The sequence below is a fragment of the Azotobacter chroococcum genome, from assembly GCF_002220155.1.
GTDB classification, from domain to species: domain Bacteria; phylum Pseudomonadota; class Gammaproteobacteria; order Pseudomonadales; family Pseudomonadaceae; genus Azotobacter; species Azotobacter chroococcum.
The window spans coordinates 1,216,806-1,240,455 of record NZ_CP011835.1 but is presented as its reverse complement, the minus strand read 5'-3'; the positions used below and the strand labels follow the sequence as shown (position 1 = coordinate 1,240,455).

The window sequence follows — 23,650 nt, the reverse complement described above, 5'->3', positions numbered from 1 at the left end:
GCCAGCGGCTGCGCGACTCAGCGCCCGATGGCTGCGAAACTCGCCCGGGTGTGCTCAGCCAGCACCTGCGCCGCCAGCTCCACCTCCAGTCCGCGCCGGCCGGCGCTGACGAAGATGCTCGGGAAGGTGCGGGCCGACTCGTCGATGAAAGTACGCAGGCGCTTCTTCTGTCCCAGCGGACTGATGCCGCCCACCAGATAGCCGGTACTGCGCTGGGCGACGCCAAGGTCGGCCATATCGACCTTCTTGACTCCGGCGGCGCTGGCCAGGGCCTTCAGGTCCAGACTGCCGGCGACCGGCACCACCGCCACCAGCAGCTCGCCCTTCTCGGTCGAGGCCAGCAGCGTCTTGTAGACTTGCTCCGGCGGCAACCCCAGCTTCTCGGCCGCCTCCAAACCATAGGAGGCGGACTTGGGATCATGGGTGTAACTGTGCACACGGAACTCGGCGCGGGCTTTTTTCAGCAGATCGATGGCGGGAGTCATGTTCGAAAGTGGAAAATGGGACCATAGAACCGTTACCTTAGCCGAAATGGACAACAACTCCCCAGCCTCTCCCGCAACTTCCGATGCCCCGCTCTACGACCTGGTCGTGGTCGGCGGCGGCATCAACGGCGTCGGCATTGCTGCCGATGCCGCCGGACGCGGCCTGCGCGTACTGCTGTGCGAACAGCACGACCTGGCCGCACACACCTCCTCGGCCAGCAGCAAGCTGATCCATGGCGGCCTGCGCTATCTCGAACAGGGCGAGTTCCGCCTGGTACGCGAGGCGCTGGCCGAACGCGAGATATTGCTCGCCAAGGCACCGCATATCGTCCGACCGCTGCGCTTCGTCCTGCCCCTGCGCCCACAGCTGCGACCGGCCTGGCTGATCCGTGCCGGCCTGTTCCTCTACGACCGCCTGAGCGCTCGCGGGCAGCTGCCCGCCTCGCATGCCGTGCGCTTCACGGCGGACAGTCCGCTCAAGCCGGAAATCCGCCGCGGCTTCGAGTACGCCGACTGCCAGGTGGACGATGCCCGCCTGGTGCTGCTCAACGCCATGGCCGCACGGGAAAGGGGCGCGACCATTTGCCCCCGCACCCGCTGCCTGTCCGCACAACGCCAGCAGGGCCTCTGGCAGATCGAGCTGCAGCGGGCCGATGGCCAGCGCTCCAGCGTTCGCGCCCGGGCGCTGGTGAATGCCACCGGCCCCTGGGTGACCCGCTTCATCGAGGATGCCCTGCACCAGCGCCCGCCCCATCACATCCGCCTGGTCCAGGGCAGCCACCTGATCGCGCCACGCCTTTATGAGGGCGACGAGGCCTACATCCTGCAGAACGAGGATCGACGCATCGTCTTCGTCATTCCCTATTTGCAGCGCTACAGCCTGATCGGCACCACCGACCGGGAGTTCGCCGGCGACCCGGCCCAGGTGGCCATCGGCGAGACGGAGATCGACTACCTGCTGCGGGCGGTCAACGCCCACTTCAAGCGGCCGCTGCAGCGCAGCGATATCCGCCACAGCTTCTCCGGCGTGCGTCCGCTGCTCGACGATGAATCGCATGACCCGGCCGCCATTACCCGCGACTACAGCCTCAGCCTCTCCGCCGAGCAGGGTCAGGCCGCGCTGCTGTCGGTGTTCGGCGGCAAGCTGACCACCTACCGCCGGCTCGCCGAAGCGGCACTCGAGCAGTTGGCGCCCTTCCTGCCACCGATGAAGCCGAGCTGGACCGCCGGCACGGCACTGCCCGGCGGCGAAGAGCTGGACGATCCGGATGTGCTGGCCGGCGACCTGCTGCAGGAGTTCACCTGGTTGCCCGACGGACTCGCCCAGCGCTGGGCCCATACCTACGGCAGCCGCTCCTATCGCCTGCTCGAAGGCGCCAGCCAGCCTGCCCATCTCGGCGAACACCTGGGCGGCGGGCTGTACGGCCGGGAAGTGGACTACCTGTGCCGCGAGGAATGGGCCGAGCAGGCCGAGGACATCCTCTGGCGGCGCACCAAGCTCGGCCTGCTGCTGCCGCCGGCCGCACAGCGACGGCTCGCCGAGTATCTGAGCGAACGGCCGGCCATCAGACAGCGCACGACTACAGCCGGGCCAGGGCTCTCTCCCGACGCTGGCTGCGCAGATACGGAAGCACTGCCGCCAGCAGCGGCTCCTTGAAGGCCTCCTGGAAACGGTGGGCCAGGCCAGGGATCAGCCGCAGTTCGCTGCCCTGCACATGCGCGGCGACATGCACGCCGTGCATCGCCGGCAGCAGGGGATCGGCAGTCCCGTGCACCACCAGGGTCGGCAGGCGGAGACGCCTGAGCAGTTCGACGCGACTGGGCTCGGCGAGCAGGGCCAGGATCTGCCGCTTGACGCCTTCCGGATTGAAGGCACGGTCGTATGCCGCCGCCGCCTGCCGCCGGAGCTGCTCGCGGTCGGCATCGACCTGCGGACTGCCGAGTGCGGCGAGCAGCTCGACCTGACGCTCGATCGCCATCTCGCGACTGTCTGCCCCGCGCCGCGCCAGCAGCTTCAGCAGCGCCTCGCTGGGCCCCGGCAGACCCAGGGCACCGGAGCTGGTCATCACCAGGGTCAGGCTCTGCACCCGCTCCGGAGCCAGATCGGCCATGTGCTGGGCGATCATCCCGCCCATGCTGACACCGAGCACATGAAAGCGCGGCACCTGCAGCCTTTCCATCAGCGCCAGCGTATCCCGGGCCATGTCACGCAGGGCATAGGGGGCAGGCACCGACAGCCCGAGCCGATGGCGCAGCACCCCGTAGGTCAGGCTGGCCTGCGGCACCTCCTCGTCCCAGCTGGAAAGGCCGACGTCACGGTTGTCGAAGCGGATCACCCGGAAGCCCTGCCGGCACAGTCCGAGCAACACCTCGTCGGGCCAGTCGATCAGCTGGCCGCCTAGCCCCATGATCAGCAGCAGCGCCGGATCGGAATCCCGCCCGATGCTCTGGTAGGTCAGCCGCACTGCGCCCGTGTCGGCCTGCGCGGTCGGCGCCTGGAGATCGCAGCGGGAGGCCGCCAGGCTTGGCAGGCCGCACAGCAGGGCGGCTAGAAGGACGAAAGTACGCATCGCAAACACCCGAAAAACAGAACTCCATTGAAACAGGATTGTGCGGATGTTCGTTCGAGCGCGTTACCACATAACAGTGACAGTTTGATGAAGGCTGCCGAACGGTAGACACCGGATCGATCTTTCCGCCGGCTCAGGCGCTACCCTCATCCGCCTGCGCCCGGGACGCGCGCAGCGCCTGCGCCGCTGCCACCATGTTGGCCAGCGCCGCCTCGGTTTCCGCCCAGCCGCGGGTCTTCAGGCCGCAGTCCGGGTTCACCCACAGGCGCTCCGGCGGGATGCGCTCGGCGGCCTGGTGCAGCAGCGCGAGCATTTCCTCCCGGTCCGGCACCCGCGGCGAGTGGATGTCGTAGATGCCGGGGCCGATCTCGCCGGGATAGGCGAATGCCTCGAAGGCTTCGAGCAGCTCCATCTGCGAGCGCGAGGCCTCGATGGAGAGGACGTCGGCATCCAGTGCCGCGATGGCCTCGATCAGGTCGTTGAACTCGCTGTAGCACATATGGGTATGGATCTGGGTCTCGTCACGCACCCCCGCGCTGCACAGGCGGAAGGCCCGCACCGCCCAGTCCAGGTAGTGCCCGCGCTCGGCCTGGCGCAGCGGCAGCCCCTCGCGGAAAGCCGCCTCGTCGACCTGCACGATGCGGATACCGGCGGCCTCCAGGTCCTGCACCTCGTCGCGGATCGCCAGGGCCAGTTGCAGCGCCTGCTGCTCGCGCGGCAGGTCCTCACGCGGGAAGGACCACATCAGCATGGTCACCGGGCCCGTAAGCATGCCCTTCATCGGCTTGCCGGTAAGGCCCTGGGCATAGCGAATCCACTCCACCGTCATCGGCCGCGGCCGCTGGATGTCGCCGACGATCAGCGCCGGCTTGACGCAGCGCGAGCCGTAACTCTGCACCCAGCCGAAGCGGGTGAAGGCATAGCCGTCCAGCTGTTCGGCGAAGTACTCGACCATGTCGTTGCGCTCGGCCTCGCCGTGCACCAGCACATCCAGCCCGAGGCGCTCCTGCACCTCGACCGCCCGACGGATCTGCGCCTGCATCGCCGCGCGATAGCCGGCCTCGTCCAGCTCTCCGCGCCGGAAGGCCTGGCGCGCCTGGCGGATGTCTGCGGTCTGCGGAAAGGAGCCGATGGTGGTGGTCGGGAATGCCGGCAGCTCGAGCTGCGCATGCTGCTGGCCGATGCGCTCGCTGAATGCCGTCGGTCGTTGCCAGTCGCTCGCAGCGAGGCCCTGCAGGCGGGCCTGCACGGCTGGCTTGTGGATGCGCGGGGACTGCCGGCGCGTCTCTTGGGCGCTCCGACTCTCGGCCAGCGCCACGCGCACTTCGGGCGCCCCGGGCTCCTCGACGGCGCGGGCCAGGAGCGCCACCTCCCGGCATTTCTGCACGGCGAAGGCCAGCCACCCTTTCAACTCCGCATCGAGCCCGTCTTCCTGGGCCAGATCCAGCGGGCTGTGCAGCAGCGAGCAGGACGGCGCTACCCACAGCCGCTCGGCGAAGCGCTCGGCGGCCATCCGCAGCGGCTGCAGGGCCTGCTCCAGATCGCAGCGCCAGACGTTGCGGCCGTTGACCACGCCGAGGGACAGCACCTTGTACGGCGGCAGGCGGTCGAGCACGCCGGCCAGCTGCTGCGGAGCGCGGACCAGGTCGATGTGCAGGCCGTCGACCGGCAGGTTCGCCGCCAGGCCGAGGTTGTCATCCAGCGCGCCGAAATAGGTCGCCAGCAGTTTCTTCAGCGGCGCCTGCTGCAGCAGGTGATAGGCCTGCTCGAAGGCACTTTTCCAAGCCTGGGGCAGATCCAGCACCAGGATCGGCTCGTCGATCTGCACCCACTCCACGCCCAGCGCGGCGAGCCGGCCGAGGATCTCGCCATAGACCGGCAGCAGCCGTTCGAGCAGTTCCAGCCGGTCGAACGCGTCGCCTCTTGCCTTGCCCAGCCAGAGGTAGGTCAGCGGGCCGAGCAGCACCGGCTTGACCCTGTACCCCAGCTGCCGGGCCTCGGCTACCTCCTCGAACAGCTGCTCCCAGCTCAGGCGGAACTGCTGGTCGGCGCTGAACTCGGGGACTAGATAGTGATAGTTGGTATCGAACCACTTGGTCATCCCCAGCGCCCGGGTGCCGGTGCCGCGCGCCATGGCGAACAGGGTGTCCAGGGTGACCTTCCCGTCGGCCGGGCGAAAGCGCCGGGGAATCGCGCCGACCAGCAGCGAATGGGCGAGGACCTGGTCGTACCAGGCGAAGTCGCCGACCGGCAGCAGTTCGATGCCGGCATCCCGCTGCGTCCGCCAGTGGGCGGCGCGCAGCGAACGGCCGAGCGCACGCAGGCCGGCTTCGTCCAGCCGGCCCTGCCAGTAGGCTTCGAGGGCCTGTTTCAATTCACGATTGCGACCGATGCGGGGGAATCCGAGGGTGTGGGCCAGGGCCATGCGCTGTTCTCCATGTCAGTGAAGGCGGCATTGTCGACAAGGCCCATGACATGAGACAAACTCAACTTATTCTTGATTGTCTTTATAAATTTTCATGAGAGGCCGCCATGCTCGAACTGCGCCACCTGCGTACCCTGCACGCCCTGCGCGAGGCCGACAGCCTGGTGGAGGCCGCCGAGCGCCTGCACCTGACCCAGTCGGCGCTGTCCCACCAGTTCAAGGAACTGGAAGATCGCCTCGGCCTGCAACTCTTCATCCGCAAGACCAAGCCGCTGCGCTTCACCAGCGCCGGGCTGCGCCTGCTGCAGCTGGCCGACGCCCTGCTGCCCCAGCTGCGCAGCGCCGAACGCGACCTGGCGCGCCTGGCCGGCGGCACCGCCGGCCGCCTGCACATGGCCATCGAGTGCCACAGCTGCTTCCAGTGGCTGATGCCGACCATCGACCAGTTCCGCGACGCCTGGCCGGAGGTCGAGCTGGATCTCGCCTCCGGTTTCCCCTTCGCGCCCCTGCCGGCGCTGGCCCGCGGCGATCTCGACCTGGTGGTGACCTCCGACCCGCTGGAGATGCCCGGCATCGCCTACGTGCCGCTGTTCACCTACGAGGCGCTGCTCGCCGTGGCCAACCAGCACCCGCTGGCCGCCAGACCCTACGTCCGCCCCGCCGACCTGGCCGGGGAGGTGCTGATCCACTACCCGGTGGAGCGCGATCGCCTGGACATCTTCACCCGCTTTCTCGATCCGGCCGACGTTGAACCGGCCGGCGTGCGCACCGCCGAGCTGACGGTGATGATGCTGCAGCTGGTGGCCTCCGGGCGCGGGGTCTGCTGCCTGCCGAACTGGGCGCTGCACGAGTACAGCTCGCGCGGCTACGTCACCGCGAGGCGGCTCGGCGAGAAAGGCCTATACGCCACCCTGCACGCGGCGATCCGCGCCGACATGCTGGACGCGCCCTTCATGCGCGACTTCCTGCTGACTGCCAAGGACACCTCCTTCGCCACTCTGGAAGGCGTCAGCGCGGCGCAGAAAAGCCGCTGAGCCGCCCCACTCGCCCGGCAAGCGAAACAGTGCGCAAAAGAGCGCTGAAAGAGGCTCCCCGGGGGCTGCAGGCAACGGCTAAGCTAATGTCCGACAGGACAGGCAGACAGGCGTAAACCGCCAGGTACAGGTTGATATGGGTGCAATTTGGCAGACCGATAAACAGCAATCCGAGCTCCCCGAGCACGATCTGCCGGCCACCGCTCCTCCTCCGCCCCGCCGGCTGCGCTGGCGCCTGCTGTTATGGCTGCTCGTGCTGGCCGCTGCCACCGTGCTCGGCATGCTGCTCTACTCCGAAATGCAGACCTCGCGCCTGCAATCCCGGGAGATCAGCCGCTACGCCGCCACCCTCGGCTATTCGGTGGGTGACGGCCCGAGCCCGGCGATCCATTTTCCCGAATACGGCCCCTACGACCGCCGCCTCGGCTACACGGCGCTGCCCGAATGGCTGCCGCGGCTCGAACAGCGGGGCTTCGAGATCACTCGCCAGGCGCGCTTCTCCCAGCCGTTGCTGGACTACAGCCGCCACGGCCTGTTTCCGCCCTATGCGGAAAAGCCCCAGGCCGGGCTGACCATCAGCGACTGCCGCGGCCTGCCGCTCTACAGCTACCGCCTGCCGAAGGAGTTCTATCCCGACTACGCCGGCATCCCGCCGCTGGTGGTAAGCAGCCTGCTGTTCATCGAAAACCGCTATCTGCTCGACCCGGCGCAGCCGCTGGCCAACCCCGCGGTGGACTGGCCGCGCTTCGCCAAGGCCGCGCTCTCCCAGGTCCGCGAGCTGTTCGGCTTTGCCGGCCAGACGGCCGGCGGCAGCACCCTGGCCACGCAGATCGAGAAATACCGCCACTCGCCGGACGGCCTGACCGACTCGGCCATGGAAAAGCTGCGGCAGATGTTCTCCGCCAGCGTGCGCGCCTACCAGGACGGCCCGCAGACCATGGAGGCGCGGCAGGACGTGGTGCGCGACTACCTGAACAGTGTGCCGCTCGCCGCCGCGCCGGGCTACGGCGAGGTGCACGGCCTGGCCGACGGCCTGCGGGTCTGGTACGGCGCCGACTTCGCCCGGGTCAACCAGCTGCTCGCCTCGGCGGACGCCAGCCCCGCCGAACGCGGCCTGGCGCTGCGCCAGGTGCTTTCGCTGCTGATCGCCCAGCGCCGGCCCTCCCACTACCTGATCGCCGGCCGCGACGAGCTGGCCGCCCTCACCGACAGCCACATCCGCCTGCTGCGCAGCGGCGGGCTGCTCGATGCCGGCCTAGCCGAGGCCGCCCTGGCCCAGCGCGTCACGTTCCGCGACTGGATGCAGGAGCCGGCGGTCCAGCCCATCGAAACCACCAAGGGCATCAGCGTCGCCCGCAGCCGTCTGGCTACCCTGCTGCAGCGTTCGCTGTACGACCTCGACCGCTTCGACCTGTCCGCCAGCACGCCCCTGCAGGGCGAGCTGCAGGACGCCGTCACCCAGTATCTGGGCCAGCTGGCCGACCCGGCCTTCGCCGAACGCGTCGGCCTGTTCGGCGAACGCCTGCTGTCGCCGGAGAAGACCGCCGAGGTGCGCTACAGCTTCACGCTGTTCGAACGCAGCGGCGACAGCTTCCTGGTGCGGGTGCAGACCGACAGCACCGCGCAGCCCTTCGACATCAACGAGGGCAGCAAGCTGGAGCTGGGCTCGACCGCCAAGCTGCGGGTGCTGGCCACCTACCTGGAGATCGTCGCCGAGCTGCACGCGCGCTTCGCCGGACAGGACCGGGCTGCGCTGCAGGCAGCGGAGACGCAGACGGAGCCGCTGGACTTCCTGACCCGCTGGGCGCTCGAATGGCTGATGATGAATCCGGACGGCAGTCTGCCGGCCATGCTTGACGCCGCCCTCGAGCGTCGCTACTCGGCGAGCCCGGGCGAGAGCTTCTTCACCGGCGGTGGCCTGCACACCTTCGCCAACTTCCGCAAGGAGGACAACGGCCGCCGGCCGACCATGCGCGAGTCGCTGCGCGAGTCGATCAACCTGCCCTTCGTGCGCCTGTTGCGCGACATCGTCCGCTACACCATCTACCAGTCGCCGAACAACAGCGTCGCCCTGCTCAAGGACGACCAGGACCCGCGCCGCCTAGAGTACCTGACCCGCTTCGCCGACCGCGAGGGCACGGTGTACCTGCGCCGCTTCTGGAACAAGTACCGCGGCAAGAGCAGCGACGAGCGCCTCGCCACCTTCCTCGAGGGCCTGCGCGTCACCCCGGTGCGGCTCGCCGCGGTGCACCGCTACCTGCTGCCGCAGAGCGACCGCGCCAGCTTCGACACCTTCCTGCGCGCCCAGCTGCCGAACGACCGCACCCTTACCGAGAAGCGCCTCGACAGCCTCTACCGGACCTACGGTCCCGGCGCCTTCAACCTGCCCGACCAGGGCTACATCGCCCGCGTCCATCCCCTTGACCTGTGGCTGCTGGGGTACCTGATCCAGCACCCGGCAGCCGGCTACGAGGAGGTGGTGGAGGCCAGCCGCGACGAGCGCCAGGAGGTCTACGGCTGGCTGTTCAAGAGCCGGCACCGCAGCGCCCGGGACAGCCGCATCCGCACCATGGTGGAAGTGGAGGCCTTCCTCGACATCCATCAGCGCTGGCAGCGGCTGGGCTATCCCTTCCCCCATCTGGTGCCCTCGCTGGCCACCGCCCTGGGCAGCTCGGGCGATCGCCCGGCGGCGCTCGCCGAGCTGATCGGCATCATCCTCAACGATGGCGTGCGCCTGCCGGTGGTGCGCATCGACAGCCTGGAGTTCGCCGTCGACACACCCTACGAAACCCGTCTCGGCCTCGCGCCGGACCGCGCCCACCGGGTGCTCGCCCCGGAGGTCGCCGCGGCCCTGCGCGGCGCCCTCGCCCAGGTGGTGGAGAACGGCACCGCCCGGCGCCTGCATGGCAGCTTCCGCCAGGCTGACGGCACGGTGCTGACCGTGGGCGGCAAGACCGGCACCGGCGACAACCGCATCCAGCGCTTTACCCGCGGCGGCTACGTGGTCAGCTCGCAGGCACTAAACCGCACCGCCACCTTCGTCTTCTACCTCGGGCCGAACCACTTCGGCACCCTCACCGCCTACGTTCCCGGCCGCGCCGCGGAGAAGTTCCAGTTCACCTCGGCGCTACCGGTGCAGGTCCTCAAGGGCATGGCGCCGATTCTCCAGCCCTACCTGCAGGGGCCGAACAGCCTCTGCCAGGCAGCGCCGGCGACCGCGCGCAACTAGAACCACTCGCCGCGCCCCTGCCCTGGCAGGGAGCGCAGGCGATCAGCGGAACGGCGCGCTCACTCCTCTTCGGTCAGCGACAGCAGCGAGGCATTGCCGCCCACCGCAGCAGTGTTGATCGCGGTGGAGCGCTCATGGACGAAGCGCAGCAGATAGTTCGGCCCGCCGGCCTTCGGCCCGGTGCCGGACAGGCCGCAGCCGCCGAAGGGCTGCACACCGACCACCGCGCCGATCTGGTTGCGGTTGATGTAGAGATTGCCGACCCGCGCCAGGGCCTCGATGCGCCGGGCGGTCGCCTCGTTGCGGCTGTGCACGCCGAGGGTCAGGCCGTAGCCGCTGGCATTGATCGCCGCGACCACCTGCTCGAGCTCCTCCGCGGCATAGCGCACCACATGCAGGATGGGACCGAAATGCTCCTTCCTGAGCTCGCCGATGCCGCCGATCTCGAATGCTACCGGGGCCAGGAAATGGCCGCTCAGGCCGGCCGGCAGGCTCGCCTCGGCGAGCAGTCGCCCCTCGCCCTTGAGCGTATCGACATGCTCTAGTAGCGCCTGGCGGGCCTGTGCATCGATCAATGGCCCGACATCGCTGTCGCGGCGCTGCGGCAGACCGACCCGCAGCTCGGCCATCGCGCCGCGGAGCAGGCCGATCGCCGCCCCGGCGATCTCGTTCTGCAGATACAGCACGCGCAGCGCCGAGCAGCGCTGCCCGGCACTGGTGAAGGCCGAATGCAGGGCATCCTTGACCACCTGCTCGGGCAACGCGGTGGAGTCGACGATCATCACGTTCTGCCCGCCGGTCTCGGCGATCAACGTGACCAGCGGCCCGTCGCGCCAGGCCAGACGGCGGTTGATCAGCCGCGCGGTGTCGGTGGAGCCGGTGAAGCAGACCCCGGCCAGGTGCGGATCGGCACAGCAGGCGGCGCCAAGCGCGGGGCCGTCGCCGGGCAGGAAGGCGATCGCCTCCTTCGGCAGGCCGGCGGCGAACAGCAGATCCAGGGCGCGGGCGGCGATCAGGCTGGTCTGCTCGGCCGGCTTGGCCAGCACGCAGTTGCCGGCGACCAGCGCGGCGGCGATCTGCCCCAGGTAGATCGCCAGGGGAAAGTTCCACGGACTGATGCAGACGAACAGCCCGCGCCCTTCATAAAACAGCTCGTTGCGCTCGCCGGTCGGCCCCCGCAGCTCCGTGCGCCCCAGGCTCAGGCGCGCCTGGCGGGCGTAGTAGCGGCAGAAATCCACCGCCTCGCGCACCTCGTCAAGACTATCCTGGATGGTCTTGCCGGCCTCCAGGATGCACAGCGCCACCAGTTCGGCGCGATGCTCCTCGAGCAGGTCGGCGAGCCGTTCGAGAATCGCGGCGCGCTGCTCCACCGGTGTGGCGTTCCAGCGCGGCCAGGCCGCGGCAAGCCGCTCCATGGCCTGGCCGACCAGCTCCACTCCGGCGAACCAGACGGTACCGACCACCCGGTCGAGGTCCTGGGGAGAGCACACCTCGTGCACCTCGCCGGCGAGGACCTGCCCGTCGACCAGCGGCGTCGCCTGCCAGCGGTGCTCCAGCTGCACCCGCAGGGCCCGCTCGAACGGCTCCCACTGGCTGCGCACGTTCAGGTTGATGCCCCGCGAGTTCTTCCGCTCCGCGCCGTGGATATCCGCCGGCAGCGGGATGCGCGGGTTGGCCAGGCTGCTGCAGCGGCGCAGCTGCTCCAGCGGATGCTCGATCAAGGTCTCCACCGGAATCCGCGGATCGACCAGCCGGTGCACGAACGAGGAGTTGGCGCCGTTCTCCAGCAGGCGGCGGACCAGATAGGGCAGCAGCTCGCGGTACTCCCCCACCGGCGCGTAGATGCGCACCCGGGCGCCATGCTGCGCGAGAATGCAGTCGTACAGCGCATCGCCCATGCCGTGCAGGCGTTGGAACTCGAAGTCGCGCGGCGGGCGGGCTTCGCCGGCCATGGCCAGGATGCAGGCGACGGTATGCGCGTTGTGGGTGGCGAACTGCGGATAGAGCACCCCGCGGGTATGCTTGCCGAGCAGGTAGCGGGCGCAGGCCAGGTACGAGGTGTCGGTGCCCTCCTTGCGGGTGAACACCGGATAGCCGTCCAGCCCCTGCACCTGGCACTGCTTGATCTCGCTGTCCCAGTAGGCGCCCTTGACCAGACGCACCGGGATGCGCGTGTCCAGCTCGCGGCCGAGCAGGGTCAGCCAGACCAGAACCGGCAGCGCCCGCTTGGAGTAGGCCTGCACCACCAGGCCGAACTCGCCCCAGCCGCGGATCGCCGGGTCGCAGAGCAGTTTCTCGAACAGCTCCAGGGACAGCTCCAGGCGGTCGGCCTCCTCGGCGTCGATGGTAATGCCGACGTTCACCGAGCGGGCCAGCTCGGCCAGTTCGCGCACGCTGGCGAACAGCTCGGCGAGCACCCGCTGGCGCTGCGCCGCCTCGTAGCGCGGATGCAGCGCCGAGAGCTTGATCGAGATCGACGGCCGCGGCCCGCTGCCGACCTGCGGCTCGCGGCCGAGGGCCTCGATGGCCAGGCGGTAGTCGGTCAGGAAGCGGTCGGCGGCTCCCTCGGTCAGGGCGGCTTCGCCGAGCATGTCGAAGGAGTGGCTGTAGCCGCGCTCGCGGGCCCGGCGCGCGTTGCGCAGCGCCTCGGCGATGTTGCGGCCGAGCACGAACTGGCTGCCCATCAGCTTCATCGCCTGGCTCAGCGCGGCGCGGATCACCGGCTCGCCGGAGCGCTGCAGGAGCCGGCCGATCACCTTCTTCGGCCGACCGTCGGGGCTTTCCGGACTGACCAGCCGGCCGGTCATCAGCAGCCCCCAGGCGGCGAAGTTGACCAGCAGGTTGTCGCTGTGGCCGAGGTGCTGCGCCCACTGGGCCGCGCTCAGCTTGTCGCGGATCAGCGCCTCGGCGGTGGCCGGGTCGGGCACCCGCAGCAGCGCTTCGGCCAGGCACATGAGCATCAGCCCCTCCTGGGTATCCAGGCTGTACTCGCGCAGCAGGGCATCCAGGGTGTCCTCCGCGTTGCCGCGCCGGCGCACCGCTTCGATCAATGCCCGGGCACTCTCGCGGATCGCCGCGATGCCGGCCTCGCCGGGATCGGCCAGCGGCAGCAGCTCGTTCAGCCACGCTGCCTCGTCGACGCAATAGTTGGCGCTGATGACCGGGAAGAACTCCCCGGCGCTGGTGTCGAGCACATCGTCCTGCAGGACCCGACTGGCTTTGAACATCACCCACCTCCTTTCGCCAAACCCGATTAGACGATAGCAAGTGGCAGGCAGGCCAGTCGCCCCCGACTCAGAAGGTCATCCGCATTCCCAGGGTCAGGTTGCGTCCCGGCTGCACGACATCATCCTTGATGAAGGAGCTGTGGTCGCGGATCTTCTGGTCCAGCAGGTTGTCGCCCTTGAGGTAGATCTGGTAGTCGGCATGCCGGAGCGCGCCGTGGTAGGTAAGGCTGGTGCCGAGCATGCTGTAGCCGGAGGTTTCGGTCTCGAAATCGGCCAGCCGCTGCTGATGGTTCACCCGGTAGAACTCCAGCTGGCCGTCGAGGCTGGGCGTGAAGCCGTGATCCAGACGCACGCCGAGACGCCCGGCGGGAATCCGCGGCAGGTCGCCGCCGCCATCCAGCAGCTTGCCGCGCACCCGGTCGCCGAACAGGGTCACGGCCGTGGCGTCGCTGGCCTGGAAGCGCACCTCGCCCTCGGCGCCGGTGAACAGCGCGTCCTCCTGGCGGTACTCGATCTCCCGGTAGCTGGAGCCGATGTCGCGGCCGGTGTCGGCGGCGTAGATGTAGTCGTCCACCTGGTTGCGGTACAGGGTCAGACTGAAGGTGGTGCGCCCGGCGAACTTGCGCAGGGTCAGCTCGGCATTGTGCGAGGTTTCCTCGTCCAGCCCGGGATCGCCCAGCTCGACGGTGCGGGTCGCTGCGTGCGGGCCATCGGCATACAGCTCCTCGGCGCTCGGCAGACGCTGCGAGCGGCTCAGCGAAAAGCCGAGCGAGTACTCGGGGGCGAAGGTCCACACCGCGCCGGCGGAGAACGAGGTGCCGCGATGGCTCTTGTCCGGCCGGCCCTCGGCCTCGATGTCCTGCCACTCGTGGCGCAGGCCCAGCTCGTAGCGCCAGGCGCCGGCGGTGTATTCCTCGAGCAGGAACAGCGCGTGGTTGCGGGTGATGGTCGGCGGCACGTAGGCCTCCTCGCCGGTGGCCTCGAAGTCGCGGCGCAGGGTCTGCCCGCCGAGCACGCCGCGCCAGCCGAACAGCGGCTGGTGGGTCAGCTCCAGACGGGCATCGCTGGCGTCGTTGTCGAAGCGGGTGTCGACCTTGCCGCCCTCGATTTCCTCGTGGCGGTAGTCGCTGTGGGCGACGCGCAGGCGCGCCAGCTCGAAGCCGGGCAGCGGGTCGGCGAGCTCGCCACGCAGGTCCCAGCGGTACTGGCGCAGATCCACGTAGGGCACGCCCTCTCCCTCATGCTCGTCGTGTTCCTCGCCTTCGTGCTCTTCACCTGCGTGCTCCTCGTCCTCGTCCTCGTGCTCGTGCTCGTCGCCGCAATGCCAGGCCGCCCCGTCGAGGTGACAGTCGGCATGCTGGTGACCGAGCAGCCCGTAGCGGTTGTCCTGCTCGCTGTAGGCCACGCCGAGATAACCGCGCTCGCTGACGAAGCTGGCGCCCAGGCTGAAGGTGTCGGTGTCGTTGTAGGAGCCTTCCTGCTTGCTCGGCGAGCCGTGGATCTCGTAGTCGTCGGCCTGGCGCTTGACCCCCTCCACGCGCACCGCGAAATTGCCGCTGCCGGCAGTGATGCCGAAGACACCCGAGCCCTCGTTGGCCACGCTGTTGGCGCGCAGCTCCAGCTCGCCCTCGTAGCCGTTCTCCGGGACATAGGTGGGCACCCTCTTGTCGATCGTGTTGACCACCCCGCCGATCGCGCCGCCGCCGTAGAGCAGGGTCGCCGGCCCCTTGAGCACCTCGATGCGCTCGGCCAGCAGCGGCTCGCTGGTCACCGCGTGGTCCGGGCTGACGCTCGAGGCGTCGAGCGTGTCCACGCCGTCGTTCAGCATCTTCACCCGCGCGCCCTGCTGGCCACGGATCAGCGGCCGCCCGACGCCCGCGCCGAAGCTCGCCGAACGCACGCCGGGTAGGCCTTCCAGGGTTTCGCCGAGGGTCGCCTCGCGGCGCCGGATCAGCTCGTCGCCCTCCAGCACCTCGGCCGGAGTGGTCATTTCGTGAGGCTTCTTGGCCAGGGCGCTGGCGCTGACCACGGTGGACTGCAGTTCCACCGGCTCGCTCGCCCAGACGGCCGGGACCAGGCTCAGTCCGAGGGTCCAGGCGAGGGGATGGCGCTTCATGCTTGTCTCCAGAGTGCAGATAGCGGAAGGCCGGGCAGGAGCCGGGCCGCGTCGGGGCGGCGAATCTATCATGTTATATCATAACAATTAAGCCCCTTTCGGAGGCTCCCTGCGGATTGAAAAAACCGCCCCTGCGCCCCATCTAGTCGGCAAAGCTGCCAGACCAGGTGAGTCATGAACGACCAGGAAATCGCGCCCGAGATCGTCGAGGAAGAAACCGCGACCAACAGTCTCGCCCTGCCCGAACAGACCCTGCCCGACCAGGTGTACGTCATTCCGATCCACAACCGCCCGTTCTTCCCGGCCCAGGTGCTGCCGGTGGTGGTCAATCCCGACCCCTGGGCGGAAACCCTCAAGCGCGTGGCCAAGACGCCGCACCGCAGCTTGGCGCTGTTCTACATGGACCCGCCGCCGGAGGACGCCGAGGATTTCGATCCGGACAAGCTGCCCGCGCACGGCACCCTGGTGCGCATCCACCACGCCAGCCAGGAGGGCGGCAAGCTGCAGTTCGTCGCCCAGGGCCTGGCGCGGGTGCGCATCCGAGGCTGGCTGAGCCGCAAGCCACCGTATCTGGTCGAGGTGGACTATCCGAAGAGCGCCCAGGACCCGCGCGACGAGGTCAAGGCCTACGGCATGGCGCTGATAAACGCGATCAAGGAGCTCTTGCCGCTCAACCCGCTGTACAGCGAGGAGCTGAAGAACTACCTGAACCGCTTCAGCCCCAACGATCCCTCGCCGCTGACCGACTTCGCCGCCGCGCTGACCACCGCGCCGGGCGATGAGCTGCAGGAGGTGCTGGACACCGTGCCGGTGCTCAAGCGCATGGAGAAGGTCCTGCCGCTGCTGCGCAAGGAGGTGGAGGTCGCGCGCCTGCAGAACGAGCTGTCCGCCGAGGTCAACCGCAAGATCGGCGAGCGCCAGCGCGAGTTCTTCCTCAAGGAACAGCTGAAGATCATCCAGCGCGAGCTGGGCATCACCAAGGACGACAAGAGCGCCGACGCCGACGAGTTCCGCGCCCGCCTGGAAGGCAAGACAGTGCCGCCGGCGGCGCAGAAGCGCATCGACGAGGAGCTCAACAAGCTGTCGATCCTCGAGACCGGCTCGCCGGAATACGCGGTCACCCGCAACTATCTGGACTGGGCGACCAGCATCCCGTGGGGTATCTACGGTAAGGACCGGCTCGATCTGGGCCATGCCCGCAAGGTGCTCGACCAGCATCATGCCGGGATGGACGACATCAAGGCACGGATCATCGAGTTCCTTGCCGTCGGCGCCTTCAAGGGCGAGATCGCCGGCTCCATCGTCCTGCTGATCGGCCCGCCCGGCGTCGGCAAGACCAGCATCGGCAAGTCGATCGCCGAATCCCTCGGCCGGCCGTTCTACCGCTTTTCCGTCGGCGGCATGCGCGACGAGGCGGAGATCAAGGGCCACCGGCGCACCTACATCGGCGCCCTGCCGGGAAAACTGGTGCAGGCGCTGAAGGACGTCGAGGTGATGAACCCGGTGATCATGCTCGACGAGATCGACAAGCTGGGCGCCAGCCATCACGGCGACCCGGCTTCGGCGCTGCTCGAGACGCTCGATCCCGAGCAGAACGTGGCCTTCCTCGACCACTACCTGGACCTGCGCCTGGACCTGTCCAAGGTGCTGTTCGTCTGCACGGCGAACACCCTGGACTCGATTCCCGGCGCGTTGCTCGACCGCATGGAGGTGATCCGCCTGTCCGGCTACATCGCCGAGGAGAAGTTCGCCATCGCCAAGCGCCACCTGTGGCCGCGCCAGCTGGAGAGGGCCGGGGTGCCGAAGAAGCGCCTGTCGATCAGCGACAGTGCGCTGAAGACGGTGATCGACGGCTATGCCCGCGAAGCCGGCGTGCGCCAGCTGGAGAAGCAGCTGGGCAAGATCGTGCGCAAGGCGGTGGTCCGGCTGCTGGAGACCCCCGAAGCCACGCTGAAGGTCGGGCCCAGGGACCTCGAGGACTACCTGGGCATGCCGCCGTTTCGCAAGGAGCGCCATCTGCAGGGCGTCGGCATCATCACCGGCCTGGCCTGGACCAGCATGGGCGGCGCCACCCTGCCGATCGAGGCGACACGCATCCATACCCTCAACCGCGGCTTCAAGCTGACCGGCAAGCTCGGCGAGGTGATGAAGGAGTCGGCAGAGATCGCCTACAGCTACATCAGCTCGCACCTCAAGCAGTACAAGGGCGATCCGACCTTCTTCGACCAGGCCTTCGTCCACCTGCACGTGCCGGAAGGCGCCACGCCCAAGGACGGCCCGAGCGCCGGCATCAGCATGGCCAGCGCCCTGCTGTCGCTGGCGCGCAACCAGGCGCCGAAGCAGGATGTGGCGATGACCGGCGAACTGACCCTCACCGGCCAGGTGCTGGCCATCGGCGGGGTTCGCGAGAAGGTGATCGCCGCCCGCCGGCAAAAGCTCTTCGAACTGATCCTGCCGGAAGCTAACCGCGGCGATTTCGAGGAACTGCCGGACTATCTCAAGGAAGGCCTGACCGTGCACTTCGCCAAGCGTTTCGCCGACGTGGCCAGGGTGCTGTTCCCCGACAAGCTCTGATTATCCAGGCGGGCGACCAACCTCGCCCGCCGCTCCCGCACCAGGCAGCCCGGCAGGCAGCCGAGGTTCCGGCTATGCTCCCCCCATCACCCTCGCCAGGAGGCCCCTGCATGCGCCTTTCCCCGCCATACCTGCTGCCCCTCGGCCTCCTCTGGCTGGCGGGCTGCGCGCACAACGGCGGCAGCCCCACCGTCACCCTCGAGGAGGACGACGACTGCCCGCTGCAGCTGGAAAGCCGCCAGCACCTGGTGCTGACGCTGCCCAGCAACCCCTCCACCGGCTACCGCTGGCAGGTGCGCGAATCCGCCTCGCGGGTGCTGCGCAGCCTGGGCCCGGAAGTCTACAGCGAAGCGGAAGAGTCCGGCGTGGTCGGCAGCGCCGGGCAGTCGACCTGGCGCTTCCAGGCCGTGCAGAGCGGCCAGGACAGCCTGCTGCTGGTCTACCAACGGCCCTGGGAGGTCGGCAAGGAGCCGGAGAAGGTCTTCGACTGCGCCATCAGCGTCGAATGACCGTCTAGCGCGAGCCGCTCGGCGCCGCTGTATGGGCGGGGCAGTCTTGGCTAAAATGCCGCGCCCTGCCCTCCGCCGCGGAAGCCACGTGAAACACTCCCCCGACCGCCTCTTCGCCCAGCCCCTCGCAGAAGTGCCGGACTTCACCTTCAACGAGGACGTGGCCCGGGTGTTCCCGGACATGATCAAGCGCTCGGTGCCGGGCTACCCGACCATCGTCGAAAACATCGGCGTGCTCGCCGCGCAGTTCGCCCAGCCCGGTACCCGCCTCTACGACCTCGGCTGTTCCCTCGGCGCCGTCAGCCAGGCGCTGCGCCGCCATGTGCGGGCCGAGGGTTGCCGGGTGATCGCGGTGGACAACTCGCCGGCCATGCTCGAACGCTGCCGCGAATACCTGCATGCCCAGGACGCCATGTTCCAGGAGCTGCTGCGGGTGGAAACCATCGAGGCGGACATTCTCGCCCTGGAGCTCGAGCCGGCGTCCCTGGTGGCGATGAACTTCACCCTGCAATTCATTCCGCCCGAACGGCGCCTGGAACTGCTCGGTCGCATCCGTCAGGTCCTGCTGCCGGGCGGGGCACTGATCCTCTCGGAGAAGCTGCGCTTCGCAGATGCCGAGGAGCAGGCCCTGCTCGGCGACCTGCACGTCGCCTTCAAGCGCGCCAACGGCTACAGCGAACTGGAGATCGCCCAGAAGCGCAGCGCCATCGAGAACGTGATGAAGCCGGACAGCCTCGATGAACACCGCCAGCGCCTGCAGGCCGCCGGCTTCCGCAAGGTGCTGCCCTGGTTCCAGTGTCTCAACTTCGTCTCGCTGATTGCCCTGCCATGATCGACCTGTCCCCGCTCGTCCGCCGCCTCGCCGGCACCCCCCTGGCCGCCTGGGCCGACAGCCTCCCGGCGCAGCTGGATGACCGGCTGACCCGCAGCCATGGCGACCTGCAGCGCTGGCAGGCGGCCCTGCAGGCCCTGCCCATGCTGACCGCCGAGCACATCGAGCTGGGCGAACAGCTACAGCTTGCCGGCGCCTGCGACGACACCAACCGCGCCGCCCTGCGTCAGGCCCTGCTCGGCCTGTCGCCCTGGCGCAAGGGGCCCTTCGATCTGTTCGGCGTGCATGTCGATACCGAGTGGCGCTCGGACTGGAAGTGGCAGCGGGTCGCCCCGCATCTGGAACTGCGTGGCCGGCGCATCCTCGATGTCGGCTGCGGCAACGGCTACTACATGTGGCGCATGCTCGGCGCGGGTGCCGACTGCGTGGTCGGCATCGATCCCAACTGGCTGTTCTTCTGCCAGTTCCTCGCGCTCCGGCGCTACCTGCCGGAGCTGCCCGCCTGGCACCTGCCCCTCGCCCTCGAGGACCTGCCGGAGAAGCTGGAGGGCTTCGACACGGTATTCTCCATGGGCGTGCTCTATCACCGCCGCTCGCCCATCGATCACCTGCTGGCGCTCAAGGACTGCCTGCGCCGGGGCGGCGAGCTGCTGCTGGAAACCCTGGTGGTGGATGGCGACGCCAGCACTGTGCTGGTGCCGGAGGACCGCTATGCGCAGATGCGCAACGTCTGGTTCCTGCCCTCGGTAGCGGCCCTGGAGCTGTGGCTGCGCCGTGCCGGCTTCGTCGAGGTGCGCTGCGTGGATGTAGCCGTCACGTCCGTCGAGGAGCAGCGCGCCACCGAATGGATGACCTTCCAGTCTCTGCCAGACTTTCTCGATCCAACCGACCACGGCAGGACGGTCGAGGGTCTGCCTGCGCCGACCCGCGCAACGCTGCTGGCCCGCAAGCCCTGAGCCCGTCCCGCCCCTTGCCCGAAGAAGGTGACTGGATGGCCCGCGGGTTGATGATCCTCGGCGCGGCCCTGCTGCTGCTCGGCATCGCCCTGCACTACGCGCCCTGGCTGTTCGGCTGGTTCGGCCGCCTGCCGGGCGACATTCGCATCGAAACGGCGCGCGGCAGGCTCTTCATCCCCTTCACCTCGATGCTGCTGGTCAGCCTGGTGGCGAGCCTGCTGCTCAACCTGTTCCGCCGTTAACGGCGCGCTGCAGCACCCATCATCAACCCTTTCATCTCCCGTACCGCCTCCTTGAAGCCGACGAACAGGGCATGCGCGACGATAGCGTGGCCGATGTTCAGTTCATGCATCCCCGGAATCGCCGCCACCGGCTCGACATTTTGGTAGTGCAGACCGTGACCGGCATTGACGATCAGCCCGTGACTCAGTCCGTACTCCACGCCGTCGCGGATGCGCGCCAGCTCGCGGGCCGCTTCCGCCGGCGTATGGGCATCGGCGTAGCGCCCGGTGTGCAGCTCGATGGCCGGTGCGCCAATGCGCGCGGCGGCCTCGATCTGCTGCGGCTCGGCGTCGATGAACAGCGATACCTCACAACCCAGCCGCGCCAGACGCTCCACTGCGGCGCGGATGCGCGCCTCCTGGCCGGCGACGTCCAGCCCCCCCTCGGTGGTCAGCTCCTGCCGGGTTTCCGGGACGAAGCAGGCGTGCGCCGGGCGGATCTGCTCGGCAAAGGCGAGCATTTCCTCGGTAACCCCCATCTCGAAGTTCATCCGCGTCTGCAGCACCTCCTTGAGCACCTGCACATCACGCTCCTGGATGTGCCGGCGGTCCTCGCGCAAATGCACGGTGATGCCGTCGGCACCGGCCTCCTCGGCATCCAGCGCAGCCTTGACCGGATCCGGGTAGCGGGTGCCGCGGACCTGGCGCAGGGTTGCCACATGGTCGATGTTCACGCCGAGCAGAATGCGGTTGGCTTCAGTCACGGGGGGGCTCCTTGGGATTCATGAAGAGTTCGCGGCTGACCAGCGGCCGGCCGCCGAGATGGGGCGCCAGGGCCTGACGCATCAGGCGCTTGGCCGCCGCCAGGGCACCGGCGACCTGCCAGTCGGCTTCGGCCATGGCGAGCAGCTCGCGTCCGCGGAACAGGCCCGGCTGCAGCTGCTCCACCGACTCCAGGCCCGCGTCGGGCAGCAGCCGGTAGCGGCTGTCGGCAAGCACCGGCCGACCGTGCAGATCGCGATCCAGAGAAAAACCATAGCCCAGCTCCGCCAGCAGGCGCCATTCGAAGGCACGCAACAGCGGCTCCAGCGGGCGTCCGCAGGCCAGGGCATCGAGGCTCAGGGCGTAATGCTCGAACAGCTGCGGATGGGGATCCTCGGCCGGCAGCAGGCGGATCAGCAGTTCGTTCAGGTAGAGTGCGGCGAACAGGCTCGCGCCGGTCAGCCAGTAGGAAACGCCGCGGCTTTCCAGGCTGGCGACGGTCTTCAGCTCGCCGCGCCCGCGCAGCTCCAGCTCGAGCGGCACGAAGGGACGCGCCAGACTGCCGGTCTTGCCGCGCGCCGCCCGTAGCACGGCACGCAGCCTGCCTTGGGGGGTGAGGAAATCCACCAGCGCGCTGCTTTCCTTGTAGGGACGACTATGCAGGATGAAGGCAGCTTGGCTGGTCATGGCATGTACGTGGCCAGCGGCCAGTCGTGGGGGAATCCTGTCCGCGCCTGCGCGTCTCAGCTCTCCCGGTAGCCGAGCGAATGCAGGGCCCGCTCGTCGTCGGACCAGCCACCCTTCACCTTGACCCACAGGTTGAGCATGACCTTGGAGTCGAACAGCACCTCCATGTCCTGGCGCGCCTCCTGGCCGATGCGTTTGATCCGCTCGCCCTTCTCGCCGATGATGATCTTCTTCTGCCCCTCGCGCTCGACCAGAATCAATGCATGGATGTGCAGAATCCGTCCTTCCTGCGTGAAATCCTCGATTTCCACCGTGACCTGGTAGGGCAGTTCGGCGCCCAGCTGGCGCATGATCTTCTCCCGCACCAGTTCGGCGGCGAGGAAGCGACTGGAGCGGTCGGTGATCTGGTCTTCCGGGAAGAAATGCTCGCTCTCCGGCAGGCGCTCGGCGACCAGCCGCTCCAGGGTATCCAGGTTCTGTCCATGCAATGCGGAGATGGGCACGACCTCGGCGTTGGGCAACTGCTGCGCCAGCCATTCCAGATGCGGCAGCAGCTCGGTCTTGTCCTCGAGGCGGTCGGCCTTGTTCACCGCGATCAGCAGCGGCCCCTGCACGTACTGGAGACGCTCGAGCACCAGCTGGTCCTCTTCGGTCCAGCGCGTGCGGTCGACCACGAAGACCACCACATCGACATCCTTCAGCGCTGCCGAGGCAGTCTTGTTCATGTAGCGGTTGAGCGCCTTGTCGTTCTGCTTGTGCAGGCCGGGGGTATCGACGTAGATCGCCTGCACGTTGTCCTCGGTCTTGATCCCCAGCATGTTGTGCCGGGTGGTCTGCGGCTTGCGCGAGGTGATCGCCAGCTTCTGACCGAGAATGTGGTTGAGCAGCGTGGACTTGCCCACGTTGGGCCGGCCAACGATGGCCACATATCCGCAGCGCAGCGGGCTTGCTTCAGTCATTGCCATTCTCCACCCCGAGGGCCACCAGTGCCGCAGCCGCTGCCACCTGCTCGGCAATCCGGCGACTGGCACCCTGGCCGTAGGTCTTGTCGTTCAGAAGGGCAACCTGGCACTCGACGAAGAACGTCCGGCAGTGGGGTTCGCCCTGGATATCCACCACTTCGTAGCGGGGCAGCTCACAGGCCCGGGACTGCAGGAACTCCTGCAGACGGGTCTTGGGGTCCTTGTTGGTGTCGACCAGGGTCAGACTTTCCAGCTCGCCGGCCAGCCAGTCCAGGACGCGCTCGCGCACAGTTTCCATGCCGGCATCGAGATAAATGGCGCCGATCAGCGCCTCGAGAGCATCGGCAAGGATGGACTCGCGACGGAAGCCGCCGCTCTTCAGCTCGCCGGAGCCGAGACGCAGGTGGTCGCCCAACTCGAAGCCACGGGCCAGCAGGGCCAGCGTCTCGCCCTTGACCAGCCGTGCCCGCAGGCGCGACAGCTGGCCTTCCCGGGCCTGGGGAAAGCGCTCGAACAGCGCCTCACCGGCGACGAAGTTGAGAATGGCATCGCCGAGAAACTCCAGCCGCTCGTTGTTGCGACTGGCAAAACTGCGATGGGTCAACGCCAGGAGCATCAGGTCCTGGTTCTTGAAGGTATGACCGAGCTTGCGCTCTAGGCGATTCTGGGATGAGCTCACGGCATGGGCACACGGAATTCTTTGTCAAAATTCACCACCAGATCGAGATTCTCGATCAGCGGCTCGCGCTTCTCGTATTTTAGATGAGCACGGAACTCGTTGTTTTCCAAGGTCACTTTCAGCACCTCTTGCAGACTCAGGTCCCTGAGGTTGTTGACCTGCATGCCCTTGCTGACATGGGCATAGAAGTCTCCGATGCTACGGATATCCGCTGCTCGCTCCGTTTCGATGGAGGTGATGATCTTCTCCATGGACATATAGTCGAAATAATGCGGCATCACCTTGAATGCCGTACTGGCGAAAAATGCCACTACAGCCAACACCACCAGCCAACTCAGTATCGAAAGGCCTTTCTGAGAATGCGGGAATTTCATGCTCGATC

The 23,650-nt window shown here is 68.1% G+C and carries 18 protein-coding genes; 8 read left to right on the top strand and 10 right to left on the bottom strand.

The features are described from left to right. Positions 1–17 precede the first annotated feature (17 nt). Complete coding sequence (gene ybaK / locus ACG10_RS05735; RefSeq protein WP_039805530.1) at positions 18–485, bottom strand: Cys-tRNA(Pro) deacylase; 468 nt, start codon at positions 483–485, stop codon at positions 18–20. Positions 486–531: 46 nt separating this feature from the next. Between ybaK and glpD the strand changes: the two genes are divergently transcribed. Further along, positions 532–2,142 carry a glycerol-3-phosphate dehydrogenase gene (gene glpD / locus ACG10_RS05730; protein WP_089167476.1) on the top strand — a complete coding sequence of 537 codons (1,611 nt, stop codon included), beginning with the start codon at positions 532–534 and terminating at the stop codon, positions 2,140–2,142. Here the strand turns inward: glpD and ACG10_RS05725 are convergent. Both ACG10_RS05725 and metE read right to left on the bottom strand, forming a co-directional pair. Then, the gene (locus tag ACG10_RS05725; protein WP_198319021.1) at positions 2,066–3,055 is read right to left on the bottom strand and encodes an alpha/beta hydrolase; all 990 of its coding nucleotides are present in this window, start codon (positions 3,053–3,055) and stop codon (positions 2,066–2,068) included. The genes glpD and ACG10_RS05725 overlap by 77 nt on opposite strands. Before the next feature lie 133 nt (positions 3,056–3,188). After that, the gene (gene metE, locus ACG10_RS05720; RefSeq protein WP_089167475.1) at positions 3,189–5,480 is read right to left on the bottom strand and encodes a 5-methyltetrahydropteroyltriglutamate--homocysteine S-methyltransferase; all 2,292 of its coding nucleotides are present in this window, start codon (positions 5,478–5,480) and stop codon (positions 3,189–3,191) included. Positions 5,481–5,587: 107 nt separating this feature from the next. Here metE and metR point away from each other — a divergent pair, with 107 nt between their 5' ends. Together metR and ACG10_RS05710 are read left to right on the top strand one after the other, a co-directional pair. Further along, positions 5,588–6,514, top strand: a complete 927-nt coding sequence (metR, locus tag ACG10_RS05715; RefSeq protein WP_039805532.1) for a transcriptional regulator MetR — start codon at positions 5,588–5,590, stop codon at positions 6,512–6,514. A gap of 136 nt (positions 6,515–6,650) precedes the next feature. Continuing rightward, positions 6,651–9,743: a transglycosylase domain-containing protein gene (locus ACG10_RS05710; RefSeq protein ID WP_089167474.1), complete on the top strand. Its 3,093-nt coding sequence runs from the start codon at positions 6,651–6,653 to the stop codon at positions 9,741–9,743. A gap of 59 nt (positions 9,744–9,802) precedes the next feature. Here ACG10_RS05710 and putA read toward each other — a convergent pair whose 3' ends face one another. Continuing rightward, the gene (gene putA, locus ACG10_RS05705) at positions 9,803–12,970 is read right to left on the bottom strand and encodes a bifunctional proline dehydrogenase/L-glutamate gamma-semialdehyde dehydrogenase PutA (RefSeq protein WP_089167473.1); all 3,168 of its coding nucleotides are present in this window, start codon (positions 12,968–12,970) and stop codon (positions 9,803–9,805) included. Between the two features lie 67 nt (positions 12,971–13,037). After that, positions 13,038–15,086, bottom strand: a complete 2,049-nt coding sequence (locus ACG10_RS05700; RefSeq protein WP_089167472.1) for a TonB-dependent receptor — start codon at positions 15,084–15,086, stop codon at positions 13,038–13,040. Positions 15,087–15,260: 174 nt separating this feature from the next. Here ACG10_RS05700 and lon point away from each other — a divergent pair, with 174 nt between their 5' ends. The 5 genes from lon (at position 15,261) to ACG10_RS05675 (ending at position 20,199) form a co-directional block, all read left to right on the top strand. Further along, entirely contained in the window at positions 15,261–17,660 is a 2,400-nt protein-coding gene (gene lon / locus ACG10_RS05695) for an endopeptidase La (RefSeq protein ID WP_089167471.1), read from the top strand. 110 nt (positions 17,661–17,770) lie between these two features. Further along, positions 17,771–18,169: a protease inhibitor I42 family protein gene (locus ACG10_RS05690; protein ID WP_039805537.1), complete on the top strand. Its 399-nt coding sequence runs from the start codon at positions 17,771–17,773 to the stop codon at positions 18,167–18,169. An 88-nt stretch (positions 18,170–18,257) separates the two neighbouring features. Next, positions 18,258–19,001, top strand: coding sequence for a carboxy-S-adenosyl-L-methionine synthase CmoA (gene cmoA / locus ACG10_RS05685; RefSeq protein WP_039805538.1), 744 nt, complete (start codon positions 18,258–18,260; stop codon positions 18,999–19,001). Further along, entirely contained in the window at positions 18,998–19,957 is a 960-nt protein-coding gene (cmoB, locus tag ACG10_RS05680) for a tRNA 5-methoxyuridine(34)/uridine 5-oxyacetic acid(34) synthase CmoB (RefSeq protein ID WP_089167470.1), read from the top strand. Before cmoA ends, cmoB begins: the two co-directional genes overlap by 4 nt. Positions 19,958–19,992: 35 nt before the next feature. After that, positions 19,993–20,199 carry a DUF2905 family protein gene (locus ACG10_RS05675; RefSeq protein WP_039805540.1) on the top strand — a complete coding sequence of 69 codons (207 nt, stop codon included), beginning with the start codon at positions 19,993–19,995 and terminating at the stop codon, positions 20,197–20,199. Here the strand turns inward: ACG10_RS05675 and pdxJ are convergent. The 5 genes from pdxJ to ACG10_RS05650 are packed head-to-tail and all read right to left on the bottom strand — an operon-like array spanning position 20,196 to position 23,642. After that, complete coding sequence (gene pdxJ / locus ACG10_RS05670; RefSeq protein WP_039805541.1) at positions 20,196–20,942, bottom strand: pyridoxine 5'-phosphate synthase; 747 nt, start codon at positions 20,940–20,942, stop codon at positions 20,196–20,198. The two genes, ACG10_RS05675 and pdxJ, sit on opposite strands and share 4 nt — an antisense overlap. Next, a complete protein-coding gene (recO, locus tag ACG10_RS05665) occupies positions 20,935–21,627 on the bottom strand; it encodes a DNA repair protein RecO (RefSeq protein WP_089167469.1) in 693 nt (230 codons plus the stop codon). Before recO ends, pdxJ begins: the two co-directional genes overlap by 8 nt. 56 nt (positions 21,628–21,683) lie before the next feature. Further along, positions 21,684–22,586, bottom strand: a complete 903-nt coding sequence (era, locus tag ACG10_RS05660; RefSeq protein ID WP_039805543.1) for a GTPase Era — start codon at positions 22,584–22,586, stop codon at positions 21,684–21,686. Beyond that, complete coding sequence (gene rnc, locus ACG10_RS05655) at positions 22,579–23,268, bottom strand: ribonuclease III (RefSeq protein ID WP_089167468.1); 690 nt, start codon at positions 23,266–23,268, stop codon at positions 22,579–22,581. Before rnc ends, era begins: the two co-directional genes overlap by 8 nt. Then, positions 23,265–23,642, bottom strand: coding sequence for a DUF4845 domain-containing protein (locus tag ACG10_RS05650; RefSeq protein WP_089167467.1), 378 nt, complete (start codon positions 23,640–23,642; stop codon positions 23,265–23,267). The genes rnc and ACG10_RS05650 overlap by 4 nt, the downstream gene beginning before the upstream one ends. Positions 23,643–23,650 lie beyond the last annotated feature (8 nt).